Origin of the sequence: Citrobacter sp. C1 (assembly GCF_014596895.2) — a bacterium.
Taxonomy (GTDB): domain Bacteria; phylum Pseudomonadota; class Gammaproteobacteria; order Enterobacterales; family Enterobacteriaceae; genus Citrobacter; species Citrobacter gillenii.
In genome coordinates this window covers 2,977,415-2,998,702 of record NZ_CP115035.1, presented here as the reverse complement: position 1 = coordinate 2,998,702, position 21,288 = coordinate 2,977,415, and the positions used below count along the sequence as shown (strand labels likewise).

The following is a 21,288-nucleotide window of genomic DNA, read 5'->3' as shown; positions in this document are numbered from 1 at the left end:
CCTCTGTAGCAACATAGGGGTAATTTCACTGACAACAGATAGTTATCCGTCATATGCAATTTAATATCCCTACATTGCTCACGCTGTTTCGCGTCATTCTGATCCCATTCTTTGTATTGGCGTTTTATCTGCCATTTACCTGGGCTCCCTTTGTTAGTGCGCTGATCTTCTGTATCGCGGCGGTTACCGACTGGTTTGACGGATTTCTGGCACGCCGCTGGAACCAAAGTACGCGTTTTGGTGCCTTCCTCGATCCGGTCGCCGATAAAGTGCTGGTGGCTATCGCCATGGTGCTGGTGGCGGAGCACTACCACAGCTGGTGGGTAACATTACCTGCTGCGACGATGATCGCCCGTGAAATTATCATTTCAGCACTGCGCGAATGGATGGCCGAGCTGGGGAAACGCAACAGCGTAGCCGTGTCATGGATCGGTAAAGTCAAAACCGCCTCACAAATGGCGGCTCTGGCGTGGTTACTGTGGCGGCCAAATATCTGGGTTGAATACGCCGGGATCGCGCTTTTCTTCGTTGCTGCGATACTGACATTGTGGTCGATGTTCCAGTATTTGAGAGCTGCACGTGGAGATTTGCTTGATCAGTGATCGTTTCGACGCAAATTTCAGCAAACGATCGAAAGTGGTGAAAAATATCGTTGACTCAGTGCGTCAGGTAAGTAGAATGCAACGCATCGAACGGCAGCACAGATTGCCAGACGATAGTAAAATCAAGTGATTAACAAAATTACTTGGTGATGCGGGAATAGCTCAGTTGGTAGAGCACGACCTTGCCAAGGTCGGGGTCGCGAGTTCGAGTCTCGTTTCCCGCTCCAAATTTAAAACATCGGCAATATGCGGGTGTTGGCTGAAAAGCCTGAAGATTTCGGCGCGTTAGCAAAGCGGTTATGTAGCGGATTGCAAATCCGTCTAGTCCGGTTCGACTCCGGAACGCGCCTCCAATTTCTTCCCGAGCCCGGATGGTGAAATCGGTAGACACAAGGGATTTAAAATCCCTCGGCTGTAAGGCTGTGTGGGTTCAAGTCCCACTCCGGGCACCATGGGAAAGAAAAGAATAATCAAAGCAATAAGCAGTGTCGTGAAACCACCTACGGGTGGTTTTTTTGTTTTTGTAATTTGCTTTGACCATTGTTTCGTCATTCAGGTTCGCCATAAAAAGAGGGCATTACTGCCTCACCGCAAACGTAACAACAAAATGCTCTTTTGCTTTCAGAACGAGAAAAGTGAATTGCAAATCAAAGTCGGGAAATTTGCCGCCACCACACTGTATGTAAAGATATGGCAGCGGTGACTGGCAAATGTTTGAAGTGTGAGTCTTGAATGACTGCCACTCGCGGCGGGTTGTACTTACCCAGTATGATGAATCAGAGATGTTTAATCTGACACCAGCCAGAACTCAGCCTCTTCAAACATTTCCTGAACGGTTCGGCTTATCTGTTCTTTCTCGTGCTTACTGGCATCTGTGTTGATCCCCGGTAGTGTCATCATCGGTTTAACTCGAACATCCGCATCCGGGAAGAGTCGGTGAACCCTCTTACTCAACTCACCTAAAATAATCTCCTTTGCACCCGGTAAACCCTCAAAATTTCTTTTGTCATAAACGAGTTCCACAAACATTGCACACTGCCTTTCTGGTGGATGAATATACAGTATTTATACTGTGTTTTTATCCACTATTCAAGAGGGCGTTAACGTGGGCATCCCTTCAGTTGCGACTGATATGTGCAATGGTCGCTGAAGTCCGGATTGAGCGATGACGGGTTCACCCGAATCCATACCTGACCAACCTGAAGAACGGCAATGTGTGATGACCGCTCCGTGAAAGAGTACGAGAAAGACCGTTTTCAATATTGCTCAATGAGTGAAATATCCTTATATTTGATTGAGTTGTATTGTTTTAACCCCTTATTCTACTGACATCGAGCAACGCTTGATTCATTAAAATATTCTGAGTAAACGGTATGAAGAAACCAAGCGACCATAAAAATGATCGCCTTCCGAAGCCAAGAACGAACTTTTCTGATCCCGATGTGAGAAAACGTGTCGTTGAAGGGTTGAATGATTCTGCAGCAAACGATTTTATTGCCCTTATTAATTGGCTGAGAATGGGTAAAAACGTAGGCGAGGCCATCCCTTTGGCGAAATGTCACAGCCTTCGTAATACGATTTCCAGGCTTGAAGCCCTAAAATGTGGTGTAAAAACCGATTGGAAAGACGTGCTCAAACTGATGGAGCGTACAATACAAAATAGCCACCAAGTTAAAGATATTGCGTCTGACCCATCGCAAATTGCCACTGGAATTATCAAAAATATGAATGAGATAAGCCAGAGTATCGCGTCAGGGAGCGCAACGCCTGAAATGCTGGCAAGGCTTCATAAAATGCATCAGATCACCTCCAGTCTGAAAGGAAGTGAAGATCTGACAAACAGTATTAACATGCTAATAGAAAGCACGCAGGATGCTTTGCGTGGCTATACGAGTCAAAAAGCAAAACCTAAGGTCAGGAAACCCATTAAGCAAAATTATGCCCAACGTGAAGATATGATACTCCGCAGCGAGTGTGAGCCTTTAATTGGCTTGAATGACATTTTCATGATAGCAAGTCGCCTTATTTCTATGTCAACTCGATTGGGTTGCTCTCCTGTGACCTTGGCAAAACGAGTAGATGCTTTGAAAGGTGTAATTAACCCTGAAATTATGCCCGAATTGCTCGATCTCCTTCAGCAGGATGTCGAGCTGATGGCCCAGACTGTTCCGCTCCAGGTCAAAGATGATAATAGCCGTAGTGATGGTGGAAAACTTGTTGGATTGACGGGGATAGTCGAAGGCGGATCTTCTATAGGTGTTGAAGCTCAGCGAATAATCACAGCAGAGCTTAAAAGGCTTCCCCCGCTGACCAATGCTCAGCGAATATCTTTTGACACAGCGCGTGCAAGCTTGGCCTTAGAATGTGACACATTCAAGGTTATTGAAGAGATCAGGCGTATTGCAGCTTGCTTTAAATGGAGGCCGTTGGCTGTTGCTGCCTATGTTGCACACAAATCTCTTGGAATCAGGGCTGATATTGCTGGAGACGTGATTACCCTACTAGCGCAAGATGAGGCACTTTTAGAAAGTGCTAAATGCCCGTACTCATCCGGCCAACCGCAATCCAGTTGAGGTAGCGCTTGTGACATGCTTTACGTTCTCCGTTTTGTATCAGTAAAACCTCGCCTTGGTGTTCGGCTTGTGTGGATTCAAGTCCCATTCTAATTGAATAATTAAATCAATAAGCCGTGTCGTGAAACCACCTACGGGTGGTTTTGTTGTGCCTGTAATTTGTTGACCCGCATCGGTATCGTTTCTAAGGGCAAGGTTTCAATAGGCATCTACCTGCGAATCGGTGCACCCATCATAAATCCTCCGCGGGCCGGGTTACTACTGAACCCATCTCGGGCGGGATTGTAACTCTGGTTCTGAAAACGGTTAAACATAATGGGATCGCCAATGCCATCCTGAATCGCAAATGGCCGATGGATTTTATTGCGGGACCTGAGCGTGAAACCGAAATCCTCCGTTCCTCCAATGATGATGACGCTGTTGCCGGTAGACAGCGCCGCACTTAATTCACGCTCTCTTGCGGCCTGGTCCTGTAAGGTGCTGGCAATAGCACAGAATGACGTCATCAACAGTACGGTGAAGGCGAAGTATGAACGTACCCGTGACCGTTTCATGATGAATACCTGATAAAAATGTGGCTATTCAAGTATAGCGTTTGGCAGCGTTGGTACCCGACGTAGGTATGATTAATTTTACCGCTGTGTCTGTGAAAATAATGATTATCCAGCCAGTCAGCACCGCTGAATTCCCCCCTATAATGAAAGCAGGTAACAGGTGATAGCTCCTGTTTGCAGACCCTACTGATGCAGGAGACGATCATGAGAGGCTTACTCTCTTTGACGATGATGTCTGCAACGTTACTCGTTTTTAGCGCGATAGCGTATCCAGTAGCAGTGAGCGTTGCTGTGGCGTCTGTGCCGTCGCAAGACCCCATCAGTCGCTATCAACAAAGGTTTGATCAAATACAATCCTATCAGGTTGTTATGCGTTCCTCGTCCACGACAGAGGCGAGCAAAATTATTCGCTATAGCTATAAAAAACCCGGCTATGTACGAATGGACTTCACCCAACCGCATGCTGGTGCGGTACTGACCTATAACCCCGATAGTGGGAAGGTGACGTTGTGGCCATTTGGGCTAGGAACGTTGCCTGTTTTGACGCTGTTGCCCACTAATTCACTGATTCAGGATGAGCGCGGTCATCGTGTGGACCGGTCTGACATCGGCGTTTTGCTGGGGAATATTCGCCGTCTGCAGCGTGAGGGAACCACCACCACCCTTGGTGTGGAGAATCTATCCGGGCGCTTGGTCACCTATGTCTCGGTGGTGGGGCCGAAGGCAATGGTTGTTGATGGTGTTCATCGCTATGACCTTTGGTTAGATAACTATTATGGGCTGCCTGCCAAAGTGATGAGCTACACGCTGGAGGGAAAACTGCTGGAAACGGTGCTTATGGACTCACTGATCGTTAACGTCCGTTTTCCTGCCAATTTCTTCACGCCTTGAAGGAGCCAGCGTAATGGCCGAATATCAGTTTTCTACCGTCTGGCGGGTTGAGGCGTCACTGCAGGAGGTCTGGGAGGTGTTCTCGCATCCGGACCAGTGGCCAGAGTGGTGGGTAAGTCTGGAGCGAGTCACCGAAATTAAGAAAGGTAATGGGCTGGGTATCGGCGCGTTGCACCGTTATACCTGGAAAGGGGCGCTGCCGTATCGTTTAACCTTTGATATTAATGTACTGAATATTCAGCCGTGTTCTCTGCTCGAAGGAGAAGCCTGCGGTGAGGTTGAAGGTCGTGGAGTATGGTCTTTTGTCGAATTAGGTAAGGAGACACTCGTCAGATACGACTGGAACATTCGCACCACGCTTCGCTGGATGAACTATCTTGCCCCGCTGGCAGCCCCCGTATTTCGCTGGAATCACGATACGGTTATGCGCGAGGGCGCAAGAGGACTTGCCCGCAAATTAGGCGCTCCTGTGTATATGTTTTAATTTAATGGCGAGCCAGGTAAAGGGACTCGCATATTTTATGCATTCTTTGCCTTTTTTCTTATTGCGCCTGTACTCTTGTGGTCGAAAGTGGCTTAATCGGTTCTCTTTTCATTCACAGTTAACAGGTCTGTTATTGATGAATAATCCCCATCGACTCGCCTTTTTACGTCAGCGTCTGTCTGCTGTGATGATCGCCTACGCTCGCCGTGGCTCAACTCTCATAATATGGACAGACAGCAATGCAACGTCGCCAGTTTCTTAAAAATAGCGTACTCCTTTCTGCCGCCGGATTCGTCGGCCCTTCGATAGTTAGCCAGACAGTACAAGCCGCAGAGCCGTTAGCAGCGCCGGTGGCGCGTCGACGTTTTGTGTTATCACAAACCTATCAGCTCAATCCACCTCAGGGATCGCGTGGCGTGGTGAAACTGTGGATACCGCTGCCGGTAGACACCGCGTTTCAGCAGATGACGAACCTTGTCTTTACCGGCAACTATAAGCAGGCGTACGTCACCACTAATAACACCTACGGCGCCAAAACGCTGTTTGCCAGTTGGCCCGATTCGCAGGGTGAGTTGCTGATAAAGGTCGATATTGAGATTGAAACGACCGACTGGGAACCGCTGAAACATGACGCGCTAAAAACCTGGCAAGCGCCGGCGCAGATTATTTACCCGCTGGATGTCAAACCGTATCTGCTGCCGACAGCGCATACGCCCATCGATGGCCTGGTTCAGGAAACCGCGCGTAAAATTACCGGGACGGAGCAGGACCCACTGAAAAAAGCACGCCTTATTTATGAGTGGGTGAGTCGCTATATGGAGCGTGATAATGACGTGATTGGCTGCGGGACAGGCGATGTCGCAGAGATCCTGAAAAGCGGCAAGCTTAAGGGAAAATGTACCGACATGAGTTCCGTTTTTGTGGCCCTGGCTCGGGCTAGCGGCATTCCTGCGCGAGAACTGTTTGGCATCCGCCTGGGGAAAGCCGTTAAGCTGGAACGCTATTCGAAAAGCGCGTTTGGCAAAGCTGACAGCGCAGGGGTTGCCGATGTTAGTGGTGGACAGCACTGTCGTGCTGAGTTCTATCTGGCCGGTTACGGCTGGTTGCCATGCGACCCGGCAGACGTGACCAAAATGCGTCTGGCAGAGAAAAAAGCCCATCAGGATGCCGATGTCCAGGCCGTCAACGCTTACCTGTTTGGTAACTGGGAAATGAACTGGGTGGGTTTCAACTACGGACGCGATTTTGAACTGTATCCGGCAACCGAGCAGGGTGCGATGAACAACTTTGGTTACCCTTATGCTGAAGTGGACGGCGATCCGATCAATTTCTATGACCCTAAAGCGTTCTCTTACCGCTATGTTGCAACAGAACAACGCTAAGGGGGCGGGATTAACCCTGCTGACGGCCGCTGCAGCGGCTGTCACCGCCGGTCTGTGCTGTGTCGGGCCGCTTTTATATCTGCTGTTTGGTATTTCCGCGGCGGGCTTTGCGGTATTCACCCAGGCTGAATTTTTACGTATCCCCCTGATGGTGCTGACGTTAGGGTTATTATTACGCGTCTTCTGGCGACTCTATTTTTCTAAACGGCTGTGGTGCACCGGGCGGTTAACCTTGACGCAGATGCGCGTTCTATACTGGTTCGCCGTGTCGCTGATTTTGCCGGTGTTATTCTACCCCACGCTGGTGGCCTGGTTTTATGAGGTGTTTGAATGAAAAAAGTAATGCTGCTGGGATGGTTATTACTGCCGTTATGGGTACAGGCCGCCAATCAAAAAGTGGTGCTGGATATCCAAAATATGACCTGCTCGCTGTGCGTTATTTCGGTGAACCAGGCGCTGCGCGAAACCGCCGGCGTGATCAAAGCCAAATCTTCGCTTAAGACTCGACAGGCCGAAGCCATCGTGCCCCACGGTTTTTCTACTGATACGCTGCTGAACGCAGTGGCGAAAACCGGATACACGGCCACGCTAAACCGTATTGAGCAACAGTAAGCCGTTTATGCCTATTGGTATCAGTTATTCTGCCAGCCATGTAAGATACTCACAGGCAGGAATTATTGACTAAGGAAAAGCGTTATGAAAACGGGACCGTTAAACGAGAGCGAGCTGGAATGGCTGGATGATGTACTGACCAAGTACAATACCGACAAAGCGATTCTGGATGTCTCAGAGCTGGACGGCTTGCTGACGGCAGTGCTCAGTTCACCTTTTGAAATTGAGCCAGAGCAGTGGCTGGTCGCGATATGGGGCGGCGCGCAGTATGTCCCTCGCTGGTCATCCGAAAAAGAAATGGCGCGTTTTATGAACCTGGCGTTTCAGCACATGGCGGATACCGCCGATCGTCTGGATGAATTCCCGGAGCAGTTTGAACCGTTGTTTGGCCTGCGCGAAATTGAAGGCCATGAGCTGACGATTGTGGAAGAGTGGTGCTTTGGCTATATGCGCGGTGTGGCGTTGTCTGACTGGTCCACATTACCGGATTCGTTAAAACCCGCGCTTGAGGCGATTGCGCTGCACGGGACGGAAGAAAACTTCGAGGTGGTGGAAAAACTGACCCCAGAGGCGTTTGAAGAGAGCGTTGAGGCTATCCGTCTGGCGGCGCTGGATCTACACGCGTATTGGATGGCGCACCCGCAGGAAGCCCCGGCGAAGGTACCGGTTAAAGTCGATGCCAAGGTAGGACGTAACGATCCGTGCCCGTGCGGCAGCGGTAAAAAATATAAGCAGTGCTGTCTGCACTAAGACAATGGGGGCATTAAGCCCCCTTTTTTTTAACCCACTTCTGGCAGCAGTCCTGCCGCAATTGAAAACTGCACCGCTATCACCACAATACCGCAAATAAACACCAGTGCCAGTGCCGGAGCGCCGCCGGCAACGCGATACGTCGCCTGAGGATTGTGTTTTCTGCTCTGCCAGACCAGCATCGACGGGATCAGCAGCGCCAGCACCGCGAGGGCCACGCCTGCGTATCCCAGTGCCATGACAAACCCGCGCGGGTAGAAGAGGGCGAAGGCCAACGGCGGCAGGAATGTCACTATGCCTGTCTGCAGTCTTCCGGCTGCAGTATTACGGCGCTGGAAGAGGTCAGCCAGATAATCAAATAAGCCCAGCGCCACACCTAGGAAGGAGGTCGCCAGTGCGAGGTCGGCAAACAGATGCACTGCCAGCTCAACGTGCGGTGAGGCCACCACTTCACGTAACGCCTGTAATAAACCGTTTAAGCCCGCATGCTCGGCGAGCAGCCCCATAAAGGTTGATGAGTTGATACTGCCGAGTGTGGCCAACTGCCAGAAAATATAGGCGACCAGCGGGATGGCGCTACCGGTAATAAACACCCAGCGTAATTTACGGATATTGCCGTTCATATAGCTGACAATGCTGGGAACGCTGCCGTGAAAACCGAATGAAGTGAAGATAACCGGAATGGCAGAAAGCGCCAGACCCTGCTGCAGCGGTAGCGTGAGGAGATTGACTTTATGGACGTGCGGCATCAGCAACGCCAGCATAACGACCAGAAAAATAATTTTGGCGCTGAACAGCAGGCGGTTGAACAGATCAACCAATGAAGTGCCTACACATACCACCCCCCCGGCAACAAAGGTGAACAGTAATACGCCCATCGTTGGGGATATGCTGGTGCCGGTCCAATCACTGATGCTCGAGGCCAAAAGTTCACCCGCACCGCTGATGTACGCCGCTGTGAGCGCATACATCAAAAACATCATGCTAAAGCCGGTGATCCACTGTCCGTAGCGACCGAGATAGCGTTTTGCCAGCGTGCCGAGTCCGGTGTCTGCCGGGACATGCTGATACACTTCGAGCAGCAACAGCGCGGTGTAGCACATCAGTGCCCATAGCCCAACTAACAACACCAGCGTGACGCTAAATCCCACGCCCGCCGCAGCCAATGGCATCGCCAGCATACCGGCGCCAATCGTGGTTCCCGCCACGATAAAAACACTACCCAGAGTTCTATTCTTCACGCTTTCCTCTGTCCCAGAGATAGTCAACAGTTGTATCTGCGGCGCAGAGTAAGGCATAACGCTATTTTCGTCAAATGACCGTTACAATACATGTATAATTATATTTACACTTGGTGGGTGGTTAAGATGTATTCCAGATGACATTTTTCTGCGTTAGCGCAAAGCAGCATAAAGCCGTTCACATTAGGCTATGGGCTTTATTGAGGAGAATGTATGGAATCTATTCACGGCCACGAAGTACTCAACATGATGATTGAGTCTGGCGAACAGTATTCAAATGCCAGCCTTGAAGCGGCGATTACAGCACATTTTGGCGAGCAGGCACGTTTTCATACCTGTTCTGCTGAGGGCATGACGGCGGCTGAGCTGGTGGCGTTCTTAGCAGCGAAGGGGAAGTTTATTGCCAGAGACGACGGCTTCTCTACGCACGAAAGTAAGATCTGCCGCCATTAATATTCCTGGCTAACGGTGGTATAGCGCCACCGTTAGCCAACAGAATTAATTCTGTGTATCAAGCGTGGCCAGTTCTCTGTCGATGAAATAAAGACCTTCACCGCTTTTGCCTGCCAGCGTTAATTTATCAATAACCGATTTAAATAATTTCTCTTCTTCGTGCTGCTCGGCAACATACCATTGCAGGAAATTAAAGGTCGGATAATCCTGATGGGTCATTGCCGCATGCGCCAGTTCATTAATTTTCTGGGTGATCAGCTGTTCGTGTTCATAGGTAACGCGGAACAGTTCATCCAGTGACGCGTATTCAGCAAACGGTGATGGCACGGTATTAATGCACGGCAAGCTGCCGGTGTCGGTCAGGTAGTCAAACAGACGCTGCATATGCGTCATCTCTTCCTGCGCATGGCGACGCAGGAACGCGGCGGCGCCTTCAAAGCTGTGATAGCTGCACCACGCACTCATCTGTTGGTAGAGCAGGGATGAATATAATTCAAGATTCATTTGCTCATTCAGTTGGTCGATCATTTCTGTTTTCAGCATGGTTCTGCTCCACGAACGGTAATTATATATTGATGTGGCATCACTATAATTTGTTATTTATTTATTTGCAAAAGGTAAAATAATAAATTTAATTATTAAAAATGCGAATGGGAATAAAACGCATTAACGATATTAGATCGTAAAAATAAACCCGGCGTAATAAAAGACCAGCAGCAATATGCTGGTCTGCATATTAGTAATTAAAAGAGGGGGATTGTGGGACGGCGACGCCGTGGCACTGCCAGGCGAGCGTGATGGTGGTATTCATGCACAAGGAACCGGCATAAACGCTGCAGGTGGCAACCGGTTGGCCAAACGCCACCGCGCTGGCGTATCCCATCCGCTGACATTCCTTTGTCGCCGTACCCTGGGCAACATAATCGTCGGTACGAGCCGTCTGCAGCATGGCCTGGTTGTAAGTCAAGCGCACTACACCGGTGATAGGGCTGGCTTCGCTGACCTGTGCCTGTTTAGTGATAGTGCATCCCGTCAGCACGAGCGGCAATAGGGTTAGGATTAGGGTCTTCATGATATCGCTCTGAAAGTTCGGTGATAGGCTATCCTTGCATACACTGCGGCCTGACAATGGCCTGAATAACTTAACGATCACCTGCAAGTAATCACAACGGCGTCTTCGGCATGAGGCAAATCGGTTGTTTCAAAGGAAAAATGTGAGCACATCATTACTTTTTAAAACTAAATTTCATTAAATTTGAAAGTGAGTTTGCAAAATAGTAATGTGGCCTGAATGTTATGACTCATGGCGGAACCCCCGCGACGTATTCAGGAGAAGACACAATGAAAATTGCATTGATGATGGAAAACAGCCAGGCAAGCAAAAACGCGATCATTCATAACGAGCTTAAAGCCGTTGCTGATGAGAAAGGTTTCCCGGTGTTTAACGTTGGGATGAGCGATGAAAATGACCATCATCTGACCTATATTCATCTTGGCATTATGGCCAGCATTCTGCTCAATTCTAAAGCTGTCGATTTTGTCGTCACCGGTTGCGGTACGGGTCAGGGCGCCATGATGTCGCTGAATATCCATCCGGGCGTCGTGTGCGGCTATTGCCTCGATCCGGCAGATGCGTTCCTGTTCGCACAAATCAACAACGGTAATGCGCTCTCCCTGGCGTTTGCGAAAGGTTTCGGCTGGGGCGCAGAGCTGAACGTACGCTATATGTTCGAAAAAGCCTTCACGGGGCGTAACGGCGAGGGTTATCCGCCGGAGCGTAAAGAGCCACAGGTGCGTAACGCCGGTATTCTGAATCAGGTTAAAGCGGCGGTCGTCAAAGAAAACTATCTTGATACTCTGCGCGCTATCGATCCTGAATTGGTGAAAACGGCTGTATCCGGCCCGCGTTTCCAGCAGTGCTTCTTTGAAAACTGCCAGGACAAAGCGATTGAAGCGTTTGTCCGTGAAATCATTGGCTAAATGCTGTTGGCCCGGCGGCGCACGCTGTCCGGGCTTATCTGTTCTTGTTTGACACCGCACAGCCTGCGTCGCGAGTGAGCCGCAACGTATCCACCATGCCGATCAGGCAAATAATAGCAATTACCACAAAGGCCAGACGGAAGCTAATGCCGGGCACATGGCTCAGCGCCAGCCACTTGCTGACTTCATCACCCATTCTGATGCCAATTGCCGCCAGCGAAATCCCTAACCCTACCGCTAATTGCGTGGCCGTGCTGAACAGCGTATTGGCGTAGCTCATCTGCGAGGCGGGAACATCAGCGAAGGCCAGCGTGCTGACACCGGTAAACTGGATCGAGCGGAACACGCCGCCCAGATACAGCACCAGTAAAATCACCCACACTGGCGCTTGCGGGGTAATCAACGCGCAGGCCAGTAGCGCCAGTACGTTCAGCGCACCGTTAATCAACAGCAGCTTTTTAAAGCCCAGCCAGCGAATCAACGGCGTGGTCGCAGGTTTGATCGTCAGATTGCCGACAAACACCGCCAGCACTAATGAGCCGGCATGAAAGGCGTTCATGCCAAAGCCGACCTGAAACATCAACGGCAGCAAAAAGGGTACCGCACTGATAGACGCACGAAACAGCGACCCGCCGTACATCGTGACGCGAAACGTCGGGACCTGCAGGGCATCGAGACGAATCATCGGCCAGGCAGCATGGCGAAACTGGCGCAAAGCGAACAAAAAGGTGACGACCCCAAGCGTAAGTAGGCCAGCAGTTAGCCAGCCTTGAGGCTGTTGTGCGCCCAATAACTCCATGGCATACACCAGACTAACCATGGCAACCGAGGTGGCAATAAAGCCGGGGATGTCGAAGGGGCGGCGTTCATCATCATGGATATCGGGGATGAAGCGTAACGCCAGGGCTATCGCCAGTAATCCCAACGGGACATTAATAAAGAAGATCCAGCGCCAGTTGGCATAGCTAGTGATAAACCCGCCGAGCGGGGGACCGATGATAGGGGCGACTAATGCCGGCCAGGTCAGGGTGGCAATGGCAGTGATTAACTGGTGTTTTGGCGTGGTGCGCAGCACCGCGAGGCGACCAACCGGCACCATCAGTGCACCGCCCACTCCCTGTAGGATACGCATCGCTACAAAGCTTTCGAGGCTGGTGGATAACCCGCACAGCACTGAGGCGAGGGTAAAGATGGCCAGCGCCAGACTAAACACCTTACGCGCGCCGAAGCGGTCGGCAATCCAGCCGCTGGCAGGGATCAGAACCGCCAGGGTGATCAGATAAGCGCTGATGCCAATGTTGAGATCGACCGCCTCAACGCCAAAGCTTTTTGCCATATCGGGTAGGGCGGTGGCGATGACCGTGCCATCGATAAACTCCATAAAAAAAGCCCCGGCAACGAGCAAGGCCGCCGGGGAGAGGCCACGTTTATTCTCAACCGCTACATCGTTACTCATGTTGTGCTTGCCATCTCAAATGAAATTCACGGGATCTTTTTATTTTCAGTGCAGCTGTACTCTCCGCACTGCTATCGTTTCGCACCCTGAATGGGTACTATGACAACCTTTCTATAAGGAGCTCATTATGTCCCAAACACTGAATGCCGATCAGGAACTGCTCTCGGACGTTGTTGCCTGCCAGCTGGTTATTAAGCAAATTCTGGATGTTATTGATGTCATTGCCCCGGTCGAAGTACGGGAAAAAATGTCCAGCCAGCTGAAAAGCATCGATTTTTCCAGTCATCCCGCAGGTGGCGATCCGGTTACGATGCGCGCTATTCAAAAAGCCGTTGCGTTGATCGAACTGAAGTTCACGCCGCAAAGTGAGTCTCACTAAAATAAACCGTTGTTTCAGGTTTTAGAAAGGTTTTTTTGCGCCTCTTGGATACAGAGGCGCAGACAGGGTAGTGCCGAGTATCAGTGATGCTGGTGGTTAACGACGTTTAGCAGATGCTTATCCGTTTGCGCCATACACAGTCCGGCGCGTTTGGCGCTACGAACCTCATCAAGAATCGTTTGCAACAGCACACCATCCTGCTGCTGCTCTTTTTCCAGATCGTGAAGAAAATCAACGGTTGGCGCATCGTTCAATGCTTCTGCTTCATTTGTTAAGCGTGACAGTGTGTTGGCTCGCTGTTGATATTCATCCAGCGTTTTTTGAAATAAGTCTTCAAGAGATGTCAACTCATCGCCTGGCACGTCGATGGCTTTGACAATGGGGTTGGCACCCGCGCTTTTCATAAAATTAAACACGCGCATCATTTGCGTGACGTTGCTCTGTGCCTGCGTACGCAGAAACGTTGCGGTGCCGGTCAGACTGTGCTCGTAGCACCATTCACTAAGGTGAAGGTAGAGGTTTGAAGCATAAAACTCAAGATTCATTTGGGTGTTGAGTTTGTGAACAATTCCAACTGCAGCCATATCAATATCCTTATTTCCAGAAAGGAAAATGTACGTTACTCACGTCAGTACAACGGGCTGCCGTTGCACTTTACATCTACGTACACGTAATACTGTTAGCAGAATAAATCCGTTCTGCCGGTCCTTTATATGATCACTGAGGCAATTCTATGCCGATCGAAAATAAGCATAGCGCCTGCTCACGCATAAGAAAATCCTTAAATCTTCGTATTTATGTTTTTTTACATATTGTTATAAGAATATTCTTGCTCTTAATATTTTGATGTATAGCGGGAGTGAATGTAACGAACTGATTTTAAAGTTGTTAAAGTTAAATAAAGATAATGAAATGGCGTTTCATATCACAAAATTAAATTTTCCGACAAGGTATCCTCGGTGCGAGTTCTCAATATTTGACGTTTTTTTTGCGCCTGATCAATTTTACTGAATTGCATTAATCAAATGACATTAATAATTCGACATTTATGGTTTGATTGATGTGGATAAATCGAGGAGTTAAGTATGAAAAAGGTCGCGGTGCTGCTGGCACCCGGTTTTGAAGAGGCTGAAGCCATTGTCACCATCGATATTCTTCGCCGTCTGCATATTGACGTTGAGACGCTGGCCTGCGCCGAGTCCCGTGCGGTAGTGAGCTATCACGATATTCCGATGGTCACTGACAGCACCCTGGCTGCCCGCCTGGAGACGATGTATGACGCCGTCGTGTTACCCGGTGGGCCGCAGGGCAGCGTGAATCTTGCCGCCAGCGATTCGGTTGTCCAGTTTATTGCGCGTCATGATGCCGCCGGAAAACTGATTTGTCCGGTGTGCTCGGCCGCCGCCCGGGTTCTGGGAGGCAACGGCCTGCTGAAGGGCCGTCGTTACGTGTGCTCAGGGGATTTGTGGCAAAACGTCACGGAGGGTGAATACATCGACGCGCCGGTAGTCGAAGATGGCAATCTGATCAGCGGCAAAGGCTTAGGTCATATTTTTGATTTTGCTTTTGCCGTTTCTGCTCGTCTGCTGGAAGATGATGCCCCTGTTCGCGACCATGCCGAACATATTTATTACCCCTGGTAATCATTGCGTTCCCGAATGTGTGTATTCGGGAACAAGGATTCACTGACTGACGTTATGGATTAATCTGCTGCGCCTCATTTTCCCCACCAAAAAAACCGCGTTTTTTTATGTCATTTCCCACTGAATTTATGTACGCAATTACTGTAATTCTGTGGTGTGATGCCGCTCTCTTATGGAGAATCAATTTCCCGCTACAACTACTCTCAGCACTGGCATTGATCTTATCAATAAAAGGTAATGCCTTGTTTTACGTCCGAATTACAAAAAATCGTCTGATTTTACCCTACATAAAAGAACGTTAAAGCTGGAGTTAACCATGCACAAATTCACTAAAGCGCTGGCGGCCATCGGTTTGGCTGCCGTTATGTCACAATCCGCTATCGCTGAATCCATGAAGCTCGGTTTCCTGGTCAAGCAGCCGGAAGAACCCTGGTTCCAGACTGAATGGAAATTTGCGGATAAAGCCGGTAAAGACCTTGGTTTTGAAGTGATTAAGATTGCCGTCCCGGATGGTGAGAAAACCCTGAATGCCATCGACAGTCTTGCGGCAAGTGGCGCAAAAGGCTTTGTTATTTGTACGCCGGATCCCAAACTCGGGCCTGCGATCATGGCAAAGGCGCGTGGCTATGACATGAAAGTGATCGCCGTCGATGACCAGTTTGCCAACGCCAAAGGTAAGCCGATGGACACCGTGCCGCTGGTGATGATGGCGGCCACTAAAATTGGTGAGCGTCAGGGCGAGGAATTGTACAAAGAAATGCAAAAACGCGGCTGGGATGTGAAATCTTCTGCCGTGATGGCGATAACCGCCAACGAACTTGATACCGCGCGTCGTCGTACGTCCGGTTCAATGGACGCGCTCAAAGCGGCTGGCTTCCCGGAAAAACAGATCTATCAGGTTCCGACCAAATCTAACGATATCCCCGGCGCATTCGACGCCGCGAACTCCATGCTGGTTCAGCATCCTGAAGTTAAACACTGGTTGATTGTCGGCATGAATGACAACACCGTGCTGGGTGGCGTGCGTGCGACCGAAGGGCAGGGCTTTAAAGCACCAAACGTGATTGGTATCGGCATCAACGGCGTCGATGCGATTAGCGAACTGTCTAAAGGTGAAGCGACCGGCTTCTACGGCTCACTGCTGCCAAGCCCGGACGTACACGGCTATAAATCCAGTGAAATGCTTTACAACTGGGTGACTAAAGGGGCAGAGCCGCCGGCATTTACTGAAGTGACAGATGTGGTGCTGATCACCCGCGATAACTTCAAAGAAGAGCTGGCGAAAAAAGGGTTAGGCGGCAAGTAATACGTCATGCCGGATAAGACAAAATGTCTCTTATCCGGCCAACACATTACGCCCTCAGTAGGCCGGATAAGGCAACGCCGCTATCCGGCAACAGATTAGATTCACGGAGACGTTATGCAACAGTCTACCCCGTATCTCTCATTTCGCGGCATTGGCAAAACCTTCCCTGGCGTTAAGGCGCTAACGGATATTAGCTTTGACTGCTATGCCGGTCAGGTGCATGCACTGATGGGTGAAAATGGCGCCGGGAAATCAACATTATTAAAAATTCTCAGCGGTAACTATGCGCCAACGACGGGTTCTTTGGTGATCCGCGGCGAGGAGGTTTCGTTTGCGGACACCACCGCCGCGCTGAACGCCGGTGTCGCCATTATTTACCAGGAACTGCATCTGGTGCCGGAAATGACCGTCGCCGAGAATATTTACTTAGGCCAACTGCCCCACAAGGGTGGGATTGTGAACCGCTCGCTGCTGAACTACGAAGCCGGTTTACAGCTAAAACATTTGGGGATGGATATCGATCCGGCCACGCCGTTGAAATATCTCTCCATTGGCCAGTGGCAAATGGTGGAAATTGCCAAAGCGCTGGCGCGTAACGCCAAAATCATCGCATTTGACGAGCCGACCAGCTCGCTTTCCGCCAGGGAGATAGAGAATCTGTTCCGCGTTATTCGCGAACTGCGCAACGAAGGGCGCATCATTCTGTATGTCTCGCACCGTATGGAAGAGATCTTCGCCCTCAGCGATGCGATTACCGTGTTTAAAGATGGGCAGTACGTTAAGACATTTACCGATATGCAGCAGGTCGATCACGAGGCGCTGGTGCAGGCCATGGTGGGGCGTGACCTCGGCGATATCTACGGCTGGAAATCTCGACCGTATGGCACAGAACGCCTGCGCTTGCATGAGGTTAAAGCGCCAGGCGTGCGTACGCCGATCAGTTTATCGGTGCGCAGTGGTGAAATCGTTGGGCTGTTTGGTCTGGTCGGAGCCGGGCGTAGCGAACTGATGAAAGGGCTGTTTGGCGGAACACGAATCACCGAAGGTCAGGTGTTTATTGATGAAAAGCCGATTGATATCCGTAAACCCAGCCACGCGATTGAGGCCGGCATGATGCTGTGCCCGGAAGACCGCAAAGCCGAAGGAATTATTCCGGTCCATTCGGTTCGTAACAACATCAATATTAGCGCCCGGCGTAAACATGTTCTGGGCGGATGCCTGATTAACAACGGTTGGGAAGAGACTAACGCTGACCACCATATCCGCTCACTCAATATTAAAACGCCGGGAGCAGAGCAGCTGATCATGAACCTCTCTGGCGGTAACCAGCAGAAGGCGATTCTCGGCCGCTGGTTATCGGAAGATATGAAGGTGATTTTGCTCGATGAACCGACGCGCGGCATCGATGTGGGCGCGAAGCATGAAATTTATAACGTTATTTATGCCCTGGCGGCGCGCGGTGTTGCCGTGCTGTTTGCCTCCAGTGACTTGCCGGAAGTTCTTGGCGTCGCCGACCGTATTGTGGTGATGAGAGAAGGTGAAATTGCCGGTGTGTTGCTCCACGAACAGGCGGATGAGCGTCAGGCGTTGAGCCTTGCTATGCCTAAAGTCAGCCAGGCTGTAGCCTGAATAAGGAGAGTATGATGTCTTCCGTTTCTACATCGGGTTCTGGCGCAACCAAATCAGCGCTTAATCTTGGCAGAATTTGGGATCAGTACGGGATGCTGGTGGTGTTCGCCGTGCTGTTTCTGGTGTGCGCCCTCTTTGTGCCGAACTTTGCCTCCTTTATTAATATGAAGGGGCTGGGCCTGGCGGTTTCCATGTCGGGAATGGTCGCGTGTGGGATGCTGTTTTGCCTGGCCTCCGGCGACTTTGACCTCTCCGTTGCGTCTGTAATTGCCTGTGCCGGGGTTACCACCGCGGTGGTCATCAACATGACCGAAAGTCTGTGGATAGGCGTCGCCGCCGGGTTGCTGCTGGGGGTTCTTTGCGGCCTGGTGAACGGCTTCGTGATTGCCCGTTTAAAAATAAACGCACTGATTACCACGCTAGCGACCATGCAGATTGTGCGCGGTCTGGCCTACATTATCTCTGACGGTAAAGCGGTTGGAATCGAAGATGAGCGCTTCTTCGCCCTCGGCTATGCGAACTGGCTGGGTCTGCCTGCGCCTATTTGGTTAACCGTTGGCTGCTTCATTATTTTTGGCTTACTGCTGAATAAAACCACCTTTGGGCGTAACACGCTGGCTATTGGCGGTAATGAAGAAGCGGCGCGTCTGGCAGGTGTTCCGGTAGTCCGTACGAAGATTATTATCTTCATTCTTTCCGGCCTGGTATCGGCCGTTGCGGGGATTATCCTGGCGTCGCGTATGACCAGCGGTCAGCCAATGACGTCTATTGGCTATGAACTGATTGTGATTTCAGCGTGCGTGCTGGGGGGCGTTTCGCTGAAAGGTGGCATCGGAAAAATCTCATATGTGGTAGCCGGGGTGCTGATCCTCGGGACGGTTGAAAACGCGATGAACCTGCTGAACATTTCGCCGTTCGCCCAGTACGTTGTCCGTGGCCTAATCCTGCTGGCGGCGGTGATCTTCGACCGCTACAAGCAAAAAGCGAAGCGTACTATTTGATGATTTAACGGCCAACTTTTTAGTTTAGCTTCTCCCAATCGCCAGCCGCTATACCGGCTGGCGATTGTTTTTGCAAATGGCGAGCCTGGTCACACTGTCTATACTTATACCCGTCATACCTCAAGCTGCATAAAGATAAGGAGGAGCACCGGGTGACAGTATCGCGAACCGTACCCCCTGAACTATCCGCAAACTGTGCTTATTTTTTTGATCTCGACGGAACATTAGCTGAGATAAAACCGCATCCCGATCAGGTCACCGTCCCGCAGACGATCCTGCAATTACTACATCGCCTGGCGACGCACAATGCGGGAGCACTGGCATTGATTTCAGGGCGCTCAATGACTGAGCTTGACGCACTCACTCATCCCATTCGTTTTCCGCTTGCCGGCGTGCACGGGGCTGAGCGCCGCGACATCAAGGGTCACACCCACATTGTCCGTCTTCCTCAGGACGTCGAACACGACATTAGCGTGCTATTGCATGCTGCACTGGCGAACATGCCCGGTACGACGTTAGAAACAAAAGGCATGGCGTTTGCTTTGCATTATCGACAGGCCCCACAGCATGAGGCGGCGCTGCTGGCGCTGGCTGAACGCATCACGCGCCGATGGCCCCAGCTCGCCCTGCAGCCCGGAAAATGTGTGGTTGAGATAAAACCAAAGGGGACGAACAAAGGGGAAGCGATTGCTGCATTTATGCAGGAAGCCCCTTTTGCCGGGCGCACCCCTGTTTTTGTTGGTGATGATTTAACCGATGAGGCGGGTTTCGCTGTGGTAAACCGCGCTGACGGCATTTCCGTGAAGGTGGGGAGCGGCGCGACCCAGGCGATGTGGCGTCTGGCGGGCGTAACAGATGTCTGGCGCTGGCTGGAGCAGATCAACTGTCCGCAGCAAGACCAAAAAGCAACGAATGACAGGAGAGATGGCCATGAGTCGTTTAGTCGTAGTCTCTAATCGAATTGCCTCACCGGATGACAAAGGCAGTGCTGGCGGCCTGGCGGTCGGTGTGCTGGGGGCATTGAAAACGGCGGGGGGGCTGTGGTTTGGCTGGAGCGGTGAGACGGGTAATGAAGACCAACCACTAAAAAAAGTCACCCGCGGCAATATCACCTGGGCATCGTTTAATCTGAGTGAGCAGGATTACGAAGAGTATTACTGCCAGTTTTCGAATGCCGTTTTATGGCCTGCTTTCCACTATCGCCTGGATCTGGTGCAATTTCAGCGCCCGGCTTGGGAAGGCTATCAGCGGGTCAATACATTATTGGCTGAGAAACTGCGGCCCTTACTGAATGATGACGACATCATCTGGGTTCATGATTATCATTTATTACCGTTTGCCAGCGAGCTGCGGAAACGCGGCGTGAACAATCGTATCGGTTTTTTCCTGCATATTCCGTTCCCGACGCCGGAGATATTCAACGCATTGCCCCCGCATGATGTGCTGCTTGAGCAACTGTGCGATTTTGACTTACTGGGGTTCCAGACCGAAAACGACCGTCAGGCGTTTCTTGATGCGCTGAGTGCACAAACCCGAGTCACCTCGCGGGGCGACAATCATCATCAGGCATGGAAAAAGGCGTTCCGTACCCAGGTTTATCCTATCGGCATTGAACCCGATGAAATTGCCCGCCAGGCGGCGGGGCCACTGCCGCCGAAAATGGCGCAGCTCAAGGCCGAGCTAAAAAATGTGCAGAATATTTTTTCGGTTGAGCGACTGGACTACTCCAAAGGCTTGCCGGAGCGTTTTCAGGCCTACGAGGCCCTTTTGGAGCATTACCCTCAGCACCACGGTAAAATTCGCTATACCCAAATCGCCCCGACGTCGCGTGAAGAAGTGCAGGCCTATCAGGATATTCGCCACCAGTTGGAGACTGAAGCCGGGCGCATCAATGGCAAGTATGGGCAGCTGGGCTGGACGCCGCTTTATTATCTGAATCAGTATTTTGATCGTAAATTGCTGATGAAAATTTTCCGCTACTCGGATGTTGGGTTAGTGACGCCACTGCGCGATGGCATGAATCTGGTCGCTAAGGAGTTTGTGGCAGCGCAAGATCCCGCCAATCCTGGCGTGCTGGTGCTCTCACAATTTGCCGGGGCAGCACATGAACTGACCTCGGCGTTGATCGTTAATCCCTATGACAGAGATGATGTTGCGGGTGCATTAAACCGCGCGCTAACCATGCCGCTTGCTGAGCGTATTTCCCGCCACGCTGAGATGCTGGACATTATCGTTAAAAACGATATCGACAACTGGCAGGCTCACTTTATCCGCGATTTAAAAAAGATCACGCCACGTCATGCTGAAAGCCAACCGCATGACACCGTAGCTGACTTTCCTAAATTGGCCTGA

The 21,288-nt window shown here is 50.8% G+C and carries 24 protein-coding genes and 3 tRNA genes; 21 read left to right on the top strand and 6 right to left on the bottom strand.

The annotated features are described in order from the left end of the window. Nucleotides 1-53: 53 nt before the first annotated feature. The 4 genes from pgsA (at nt 54) to IB214_RS14565 (ending at nt 1,054) form a co-directional block, all read left to right on the top strand. The gene (pgsA, locus tag IB214_RS14580) at nt 54-602 is read left to right on the top strand and encodes a CDP-diacylglycerol--glycerol-3-phosphate 3-phosphatidyltransferase (protein ID WP_096757488.1); all 549 of its coding nucleotides are present in this window, start codon (nt 54-56) and stop codon (nt 600-602) included. 151 nt (nt 603-753) lie between these two features. Next, nucleotides 754-829 (top strand) — tRNA-Gly (locus tag IB214_RS14575). A 52-nt stretch (nt 830-881) separates the two neighbouring features. After that, nucleotides 882-955, top strand: a tRNA-Cys gene (locus tag IB214_RS14570). A gap of 12 nt (nt 956-967) precedes the next feature. Continuing rightward, a tRNA-Leu gene (locus IB214_RS14565) sits at nt 968-1,054 on the top strand. Nucleotides 1,055-1,388: 334 nt separating this feature from the next. Here the strand turns inward: IB214_RS14565 and IB214_RS14560 are convergent. Next, complete coding sequence (locus tag IB214_RS14560) at nt 1,389-1,631, bottom strand: DinI family protein (RefSeq protein ID WP_096757486.1); 243 nt, start codon at nt 1,629-1,631, stop codon at nt 1,389-1,391. A gap of 344 nt (nt 1,632-1,975) precedes the next feature. Between IB214_RS14560 and IB214_RS14555 the strand changes: the two genes are divergently transcribed. From IB214_RS14555 to IB214_RS14520, 8 genes are all read left to right on the top strand, one after another. Further along, nucleotides 1,976-3,175 (top strand): hypothetical protein, encoded by a 1,200-nt coding sequence (locus tag IB214_RS14555; protein ID WP_117341910.1) that lies wholly within the window; start codon nt 1,976-1,978, stop codon nt 3,173-3,175. A gap of 378 nt (nt 3,176-3,553) precedes the next feature. Continuing rightward, complete coding sequence (locus tag IB214_RS14550; RefSeq protein WP_161959001.1) at nt 3,554-3,742, top strand: hypothetical protein; 189 nt, start codon at nt 3,554-3,556, stop codon at nt 3,740-3,742. A gap of 356 nt (nt 3,743-4,098) precedes the next feature. Continuing rightward, nucleotides 4,099-4,620: a DUF1571 domain-containing protein gene (locus IB214_RS14545; RefSeq protein WP_223240342.1), complete on the top strand. Its 522-nt coding sequence runs from the start codon at nt 4,099-4,101 to the stop codon at nt 4,618-4,620. A 13-nt stretch (nt 4,621-4,633) separates the two neighbouring features. Next, a complete protein-coding gene (locus tag IB214_RS14540; RefSeq protein WP_117341912.1) occupies nt 4,634-5,104 on the top strand; it encodes an SRPBCC family protein in 471 nt (156 codons plus the stop codon). 239 nt (nt 5,105-5,343) lie between these two features. Further along, the gene (locus tag IB214_RS14535; protein ID WP_115258806.1) at nt 5,344-6,486 is read left to right on the top strand and encodes a transglutaminase family protein; all 1,143 of its coding nucleotides are present in this window, start codon (nt 5,344-5,346) and stop codon (nt 6,484-6,486) included. Further along, nucleotides 6,464-6,820 (top strand): mercuric transporter MerT family protein, encoded by a 357-nt coding sequence (locus IB214_RS14530; RefSeq protein WP_117341913.1) that lies wholly within the window; start codon nt 6,464-6,466, stop codon nt 6,818-6,820. The genes IB214_RS14535 and IB214_RS14530 overlap by 23 nt, the downstream gene beginning before the upstream one ends. Beyond that, nucleotides 6,817-7,098: a cation transporter gene (locus tag IB214_RS14525; protein WP_117341914.1), complete on the top strand. Its 282-nt coding sequence runs from the start codon at nt 6,817-6,819 to the stop codon at nt 7,096-7,098. The genes IB214_RS14530 and IB214_RS14525 overlap by 4 nt, the downstream gene beginning before the upstream one ends. Nucleotides 7,099-7,182: 84 nt before the next feature. Continuing rightward, nucleotides 7,183-7,848 carry a YecA family protein gene (locus IB214_RS14520; protein ID WP_096757479.1) on the top strand — a complete coding sequence of 222 codons (666 nt, stop codon included), beginning with the start codon at nt 7,183-7,185 and terminating at the stop codon, nt 7,846-7,848. Between the two features lie 29 nt (nt 7,849-7,877). Here the strand turns inward: IB214_RS14520 and tyrP are convergent, their stop codons facing one another. Next, the gene (tyrP, locus tag IB214_RS14515; RefSeq protein ID WP_117341986.1) at nt 7,878-9,089 is read right to left on the bottom strand and encodes a tyrosine transporter TyrP; all 1,212 of its coding nucleotides are present in this window, start codon (nt 9,087-9,089) and stop codon (nt 7,878-7,880) included. 213 nt (nt 9,090-9,302) lie between these two features. Between tyrP and IB214_RS14510 the strand changes: the two genes are divergently transcribed. Then, complete coding sequence (locus IB214_RS14510) at nt 9,303-9,542, top strand: YecH family metal-binding protein (RefSeq protein ID WP_117341915.1); 240 nt, start codon at nt 9,303-9,305, stop codon at nt 9,540-9,542. 45 nt (nt 9,543-9,587) lie between these two features. On the opposite strand, the gene ftnA is transcribed toward IB214_RS14510, so the two are convergent. Together ftnA and IB214_RS14500 are read right to left on the bottom strand one after the other, a co-directional pair. Beyond that, a complete protein-coding gene (ftnA, locus tag IB214_RS14505) occupies nt 9,588-10,085 on the bottom strand; it encodes a non-heme ferritin (RefSeq protein ID WP_096757477.1) in 498 nt (165 codons plus the stop codon). A 193-nt stretch (nt 10,086-10,278) separates the two neighbouring features. Further along, nucleotides 10,279-10,614 carry a YecR-like lipofamily protein gene (locus tag IB214_RS14500; protein ID WP_117341916.1) on the bottom strand — a complete coding sequence of 112 codons (336 nt, stop codon included), beginning with the start codon at nt 10,612-10,614 and terminating at the stop codon, nt 10,279-10,281. Between the two features lie 269 nt (nt 10,615-10,883). On the opposite strand from IB214_RS14500, the gene IB214_RS14495 reads away from it, so the two are divergent. Beyond that, nucleotides 10,884-11,522 (top strand): RpiB/LacA/LacB family sugar-phosphate isomerase, encoded by a 639-nt coding sequence (locus IB214_RS14495; RefSeq protein ID WP_115258802.1) that lies wholly within the window; start codon nt 10,884-10,886, stop codon nt 11,520-11,522. A gap of 34 nt (nt 11,523-11,556) precedes the next feature. Here IB214_RS14495 and IB214_RS14490 read toward each other — a convergent pair whose 3' ends face one another. Beyond that, nucleotides 11,557-12,978 carry an MFS transporter gene (locus IB214_RS14490; RefSeq protein ID WP_117341917.1) on the bottom strand — a complete coding sequence of 474 codons (1,422 nt, stop codon included), beginning with the start codon at nt 12,976-12,978 and terminating at the stop codon, nt 11,557-11,559. Between the two features lie 127 nt (nt 12,979-13,105). On the opposite strand from IB214_RS14490, the gene IB214_RS14485 reads away from it, so the two are divergent. After that, entirely contained in the window at nt 13,106-13,357 is a 252-nt protein-coding gene (locus IB214_RS14485) for a DUF2766 family protein (protein WP_096757473.1), read from the top strand. 80 nt (nt 13,358-13,437) lie between these two features. On the opposite strand, the gene IB214_RS14480 is transcribed toward IB214_RS14485, so the two are convergent. Then, a complete protein-coding gene (locus tag IB214_RS14480; RefSeq protein WP_115258800.1) occupies nt 13,438-13,941 on the bottom strand; it encodes a non-heme ferritin-like protein in 504 nt (167 codons plus the stop codon). Between the two features lie 501 nt (nt 13,942-14,442). On the opposite strand from IB214_RS14480, the gene IB214_RS14475 reads away from it, so the two are divergent. The 6 genes from IB214_RS14475 to otsA all read left to right on the top strand — a co-directional run bounded on the left by IB214_RS14475 (nt 14,443) and on the right by otsA (nt 21,288). Further along, entirely contained in the window at nt 14,443-15,000 is a 558-nt protein-coding gene (locus IB214_RS14475; protein WP_117341918.1) for a DJ-1/PfpI family protein, read from the top strand. Between the two features lie 316 nt (nt 15,001-15,316). After that, nucleotides 15,317-16,306, top strand: coding sequence for an arabinose ABC transporter substrate-binding protein (locus IB214_RS14470; protein ID WP_115258798.1), 990 nt, complete (start codon nt 15,317-15,319; stop codon nt 16,304-16,306). Nucleotides 16,307-16,420: 114 nt separating this feature from the next. Continuing rightward, nucleotides 16,421-17,935, top strand: a complete 1,515-nt coding sequence (araG, locus tag IB214_RS14465) for an L-arabinose ABC transporter ATP-binding protein AraG (RefSeq protein ID WP_117341919.1) — start codon at nt 16,421-16,423, stop codon at nt 17,933-17,935. A 14-nt stretch (nt 17,936-17,949) separates the two neighbouring features. Beyond that, complete coding sequence (gene araH / locus IB214_RS14460; protein ID WP_096757468.1) at nt 17,950-18,936, top strand: L-arabinose ABC transporter permease AraH; 987 nt, start codon at nt 17,950-17,952, stop codon at nt 18,934-18,936. A 152-nt stretch (nt 18,937-19,088) separates the two neighbouring features. Then, the gene (gene otsB, locus IB214_RS14455; protein WP_117341920.1) at nt 19,089-19,892 is read left to right on the top strand and encodes a trehalose-phosphatase; all 804 of its coding nucleotides are present in this window, start codon (nt 19,089-19,091) and stop codon (nt 19,890-19,892) included. Continuing rightward, the gene (gene otsA, locus IB214_RS14450) at nt 19,867-21,288 is read left to right on the top strand and encodes an alpha,alpha-trehalose-phosphate synthase (protein ID WP_096757466.1); all 1,422 of its coding nucleotides are present in this window, start codon (nt 19,867-19,869) and stop codon (nt 21,286-21,288) included. The genes otsB and otsA overlap by 26 nt, the downstream gene beginning before the upstream one ends.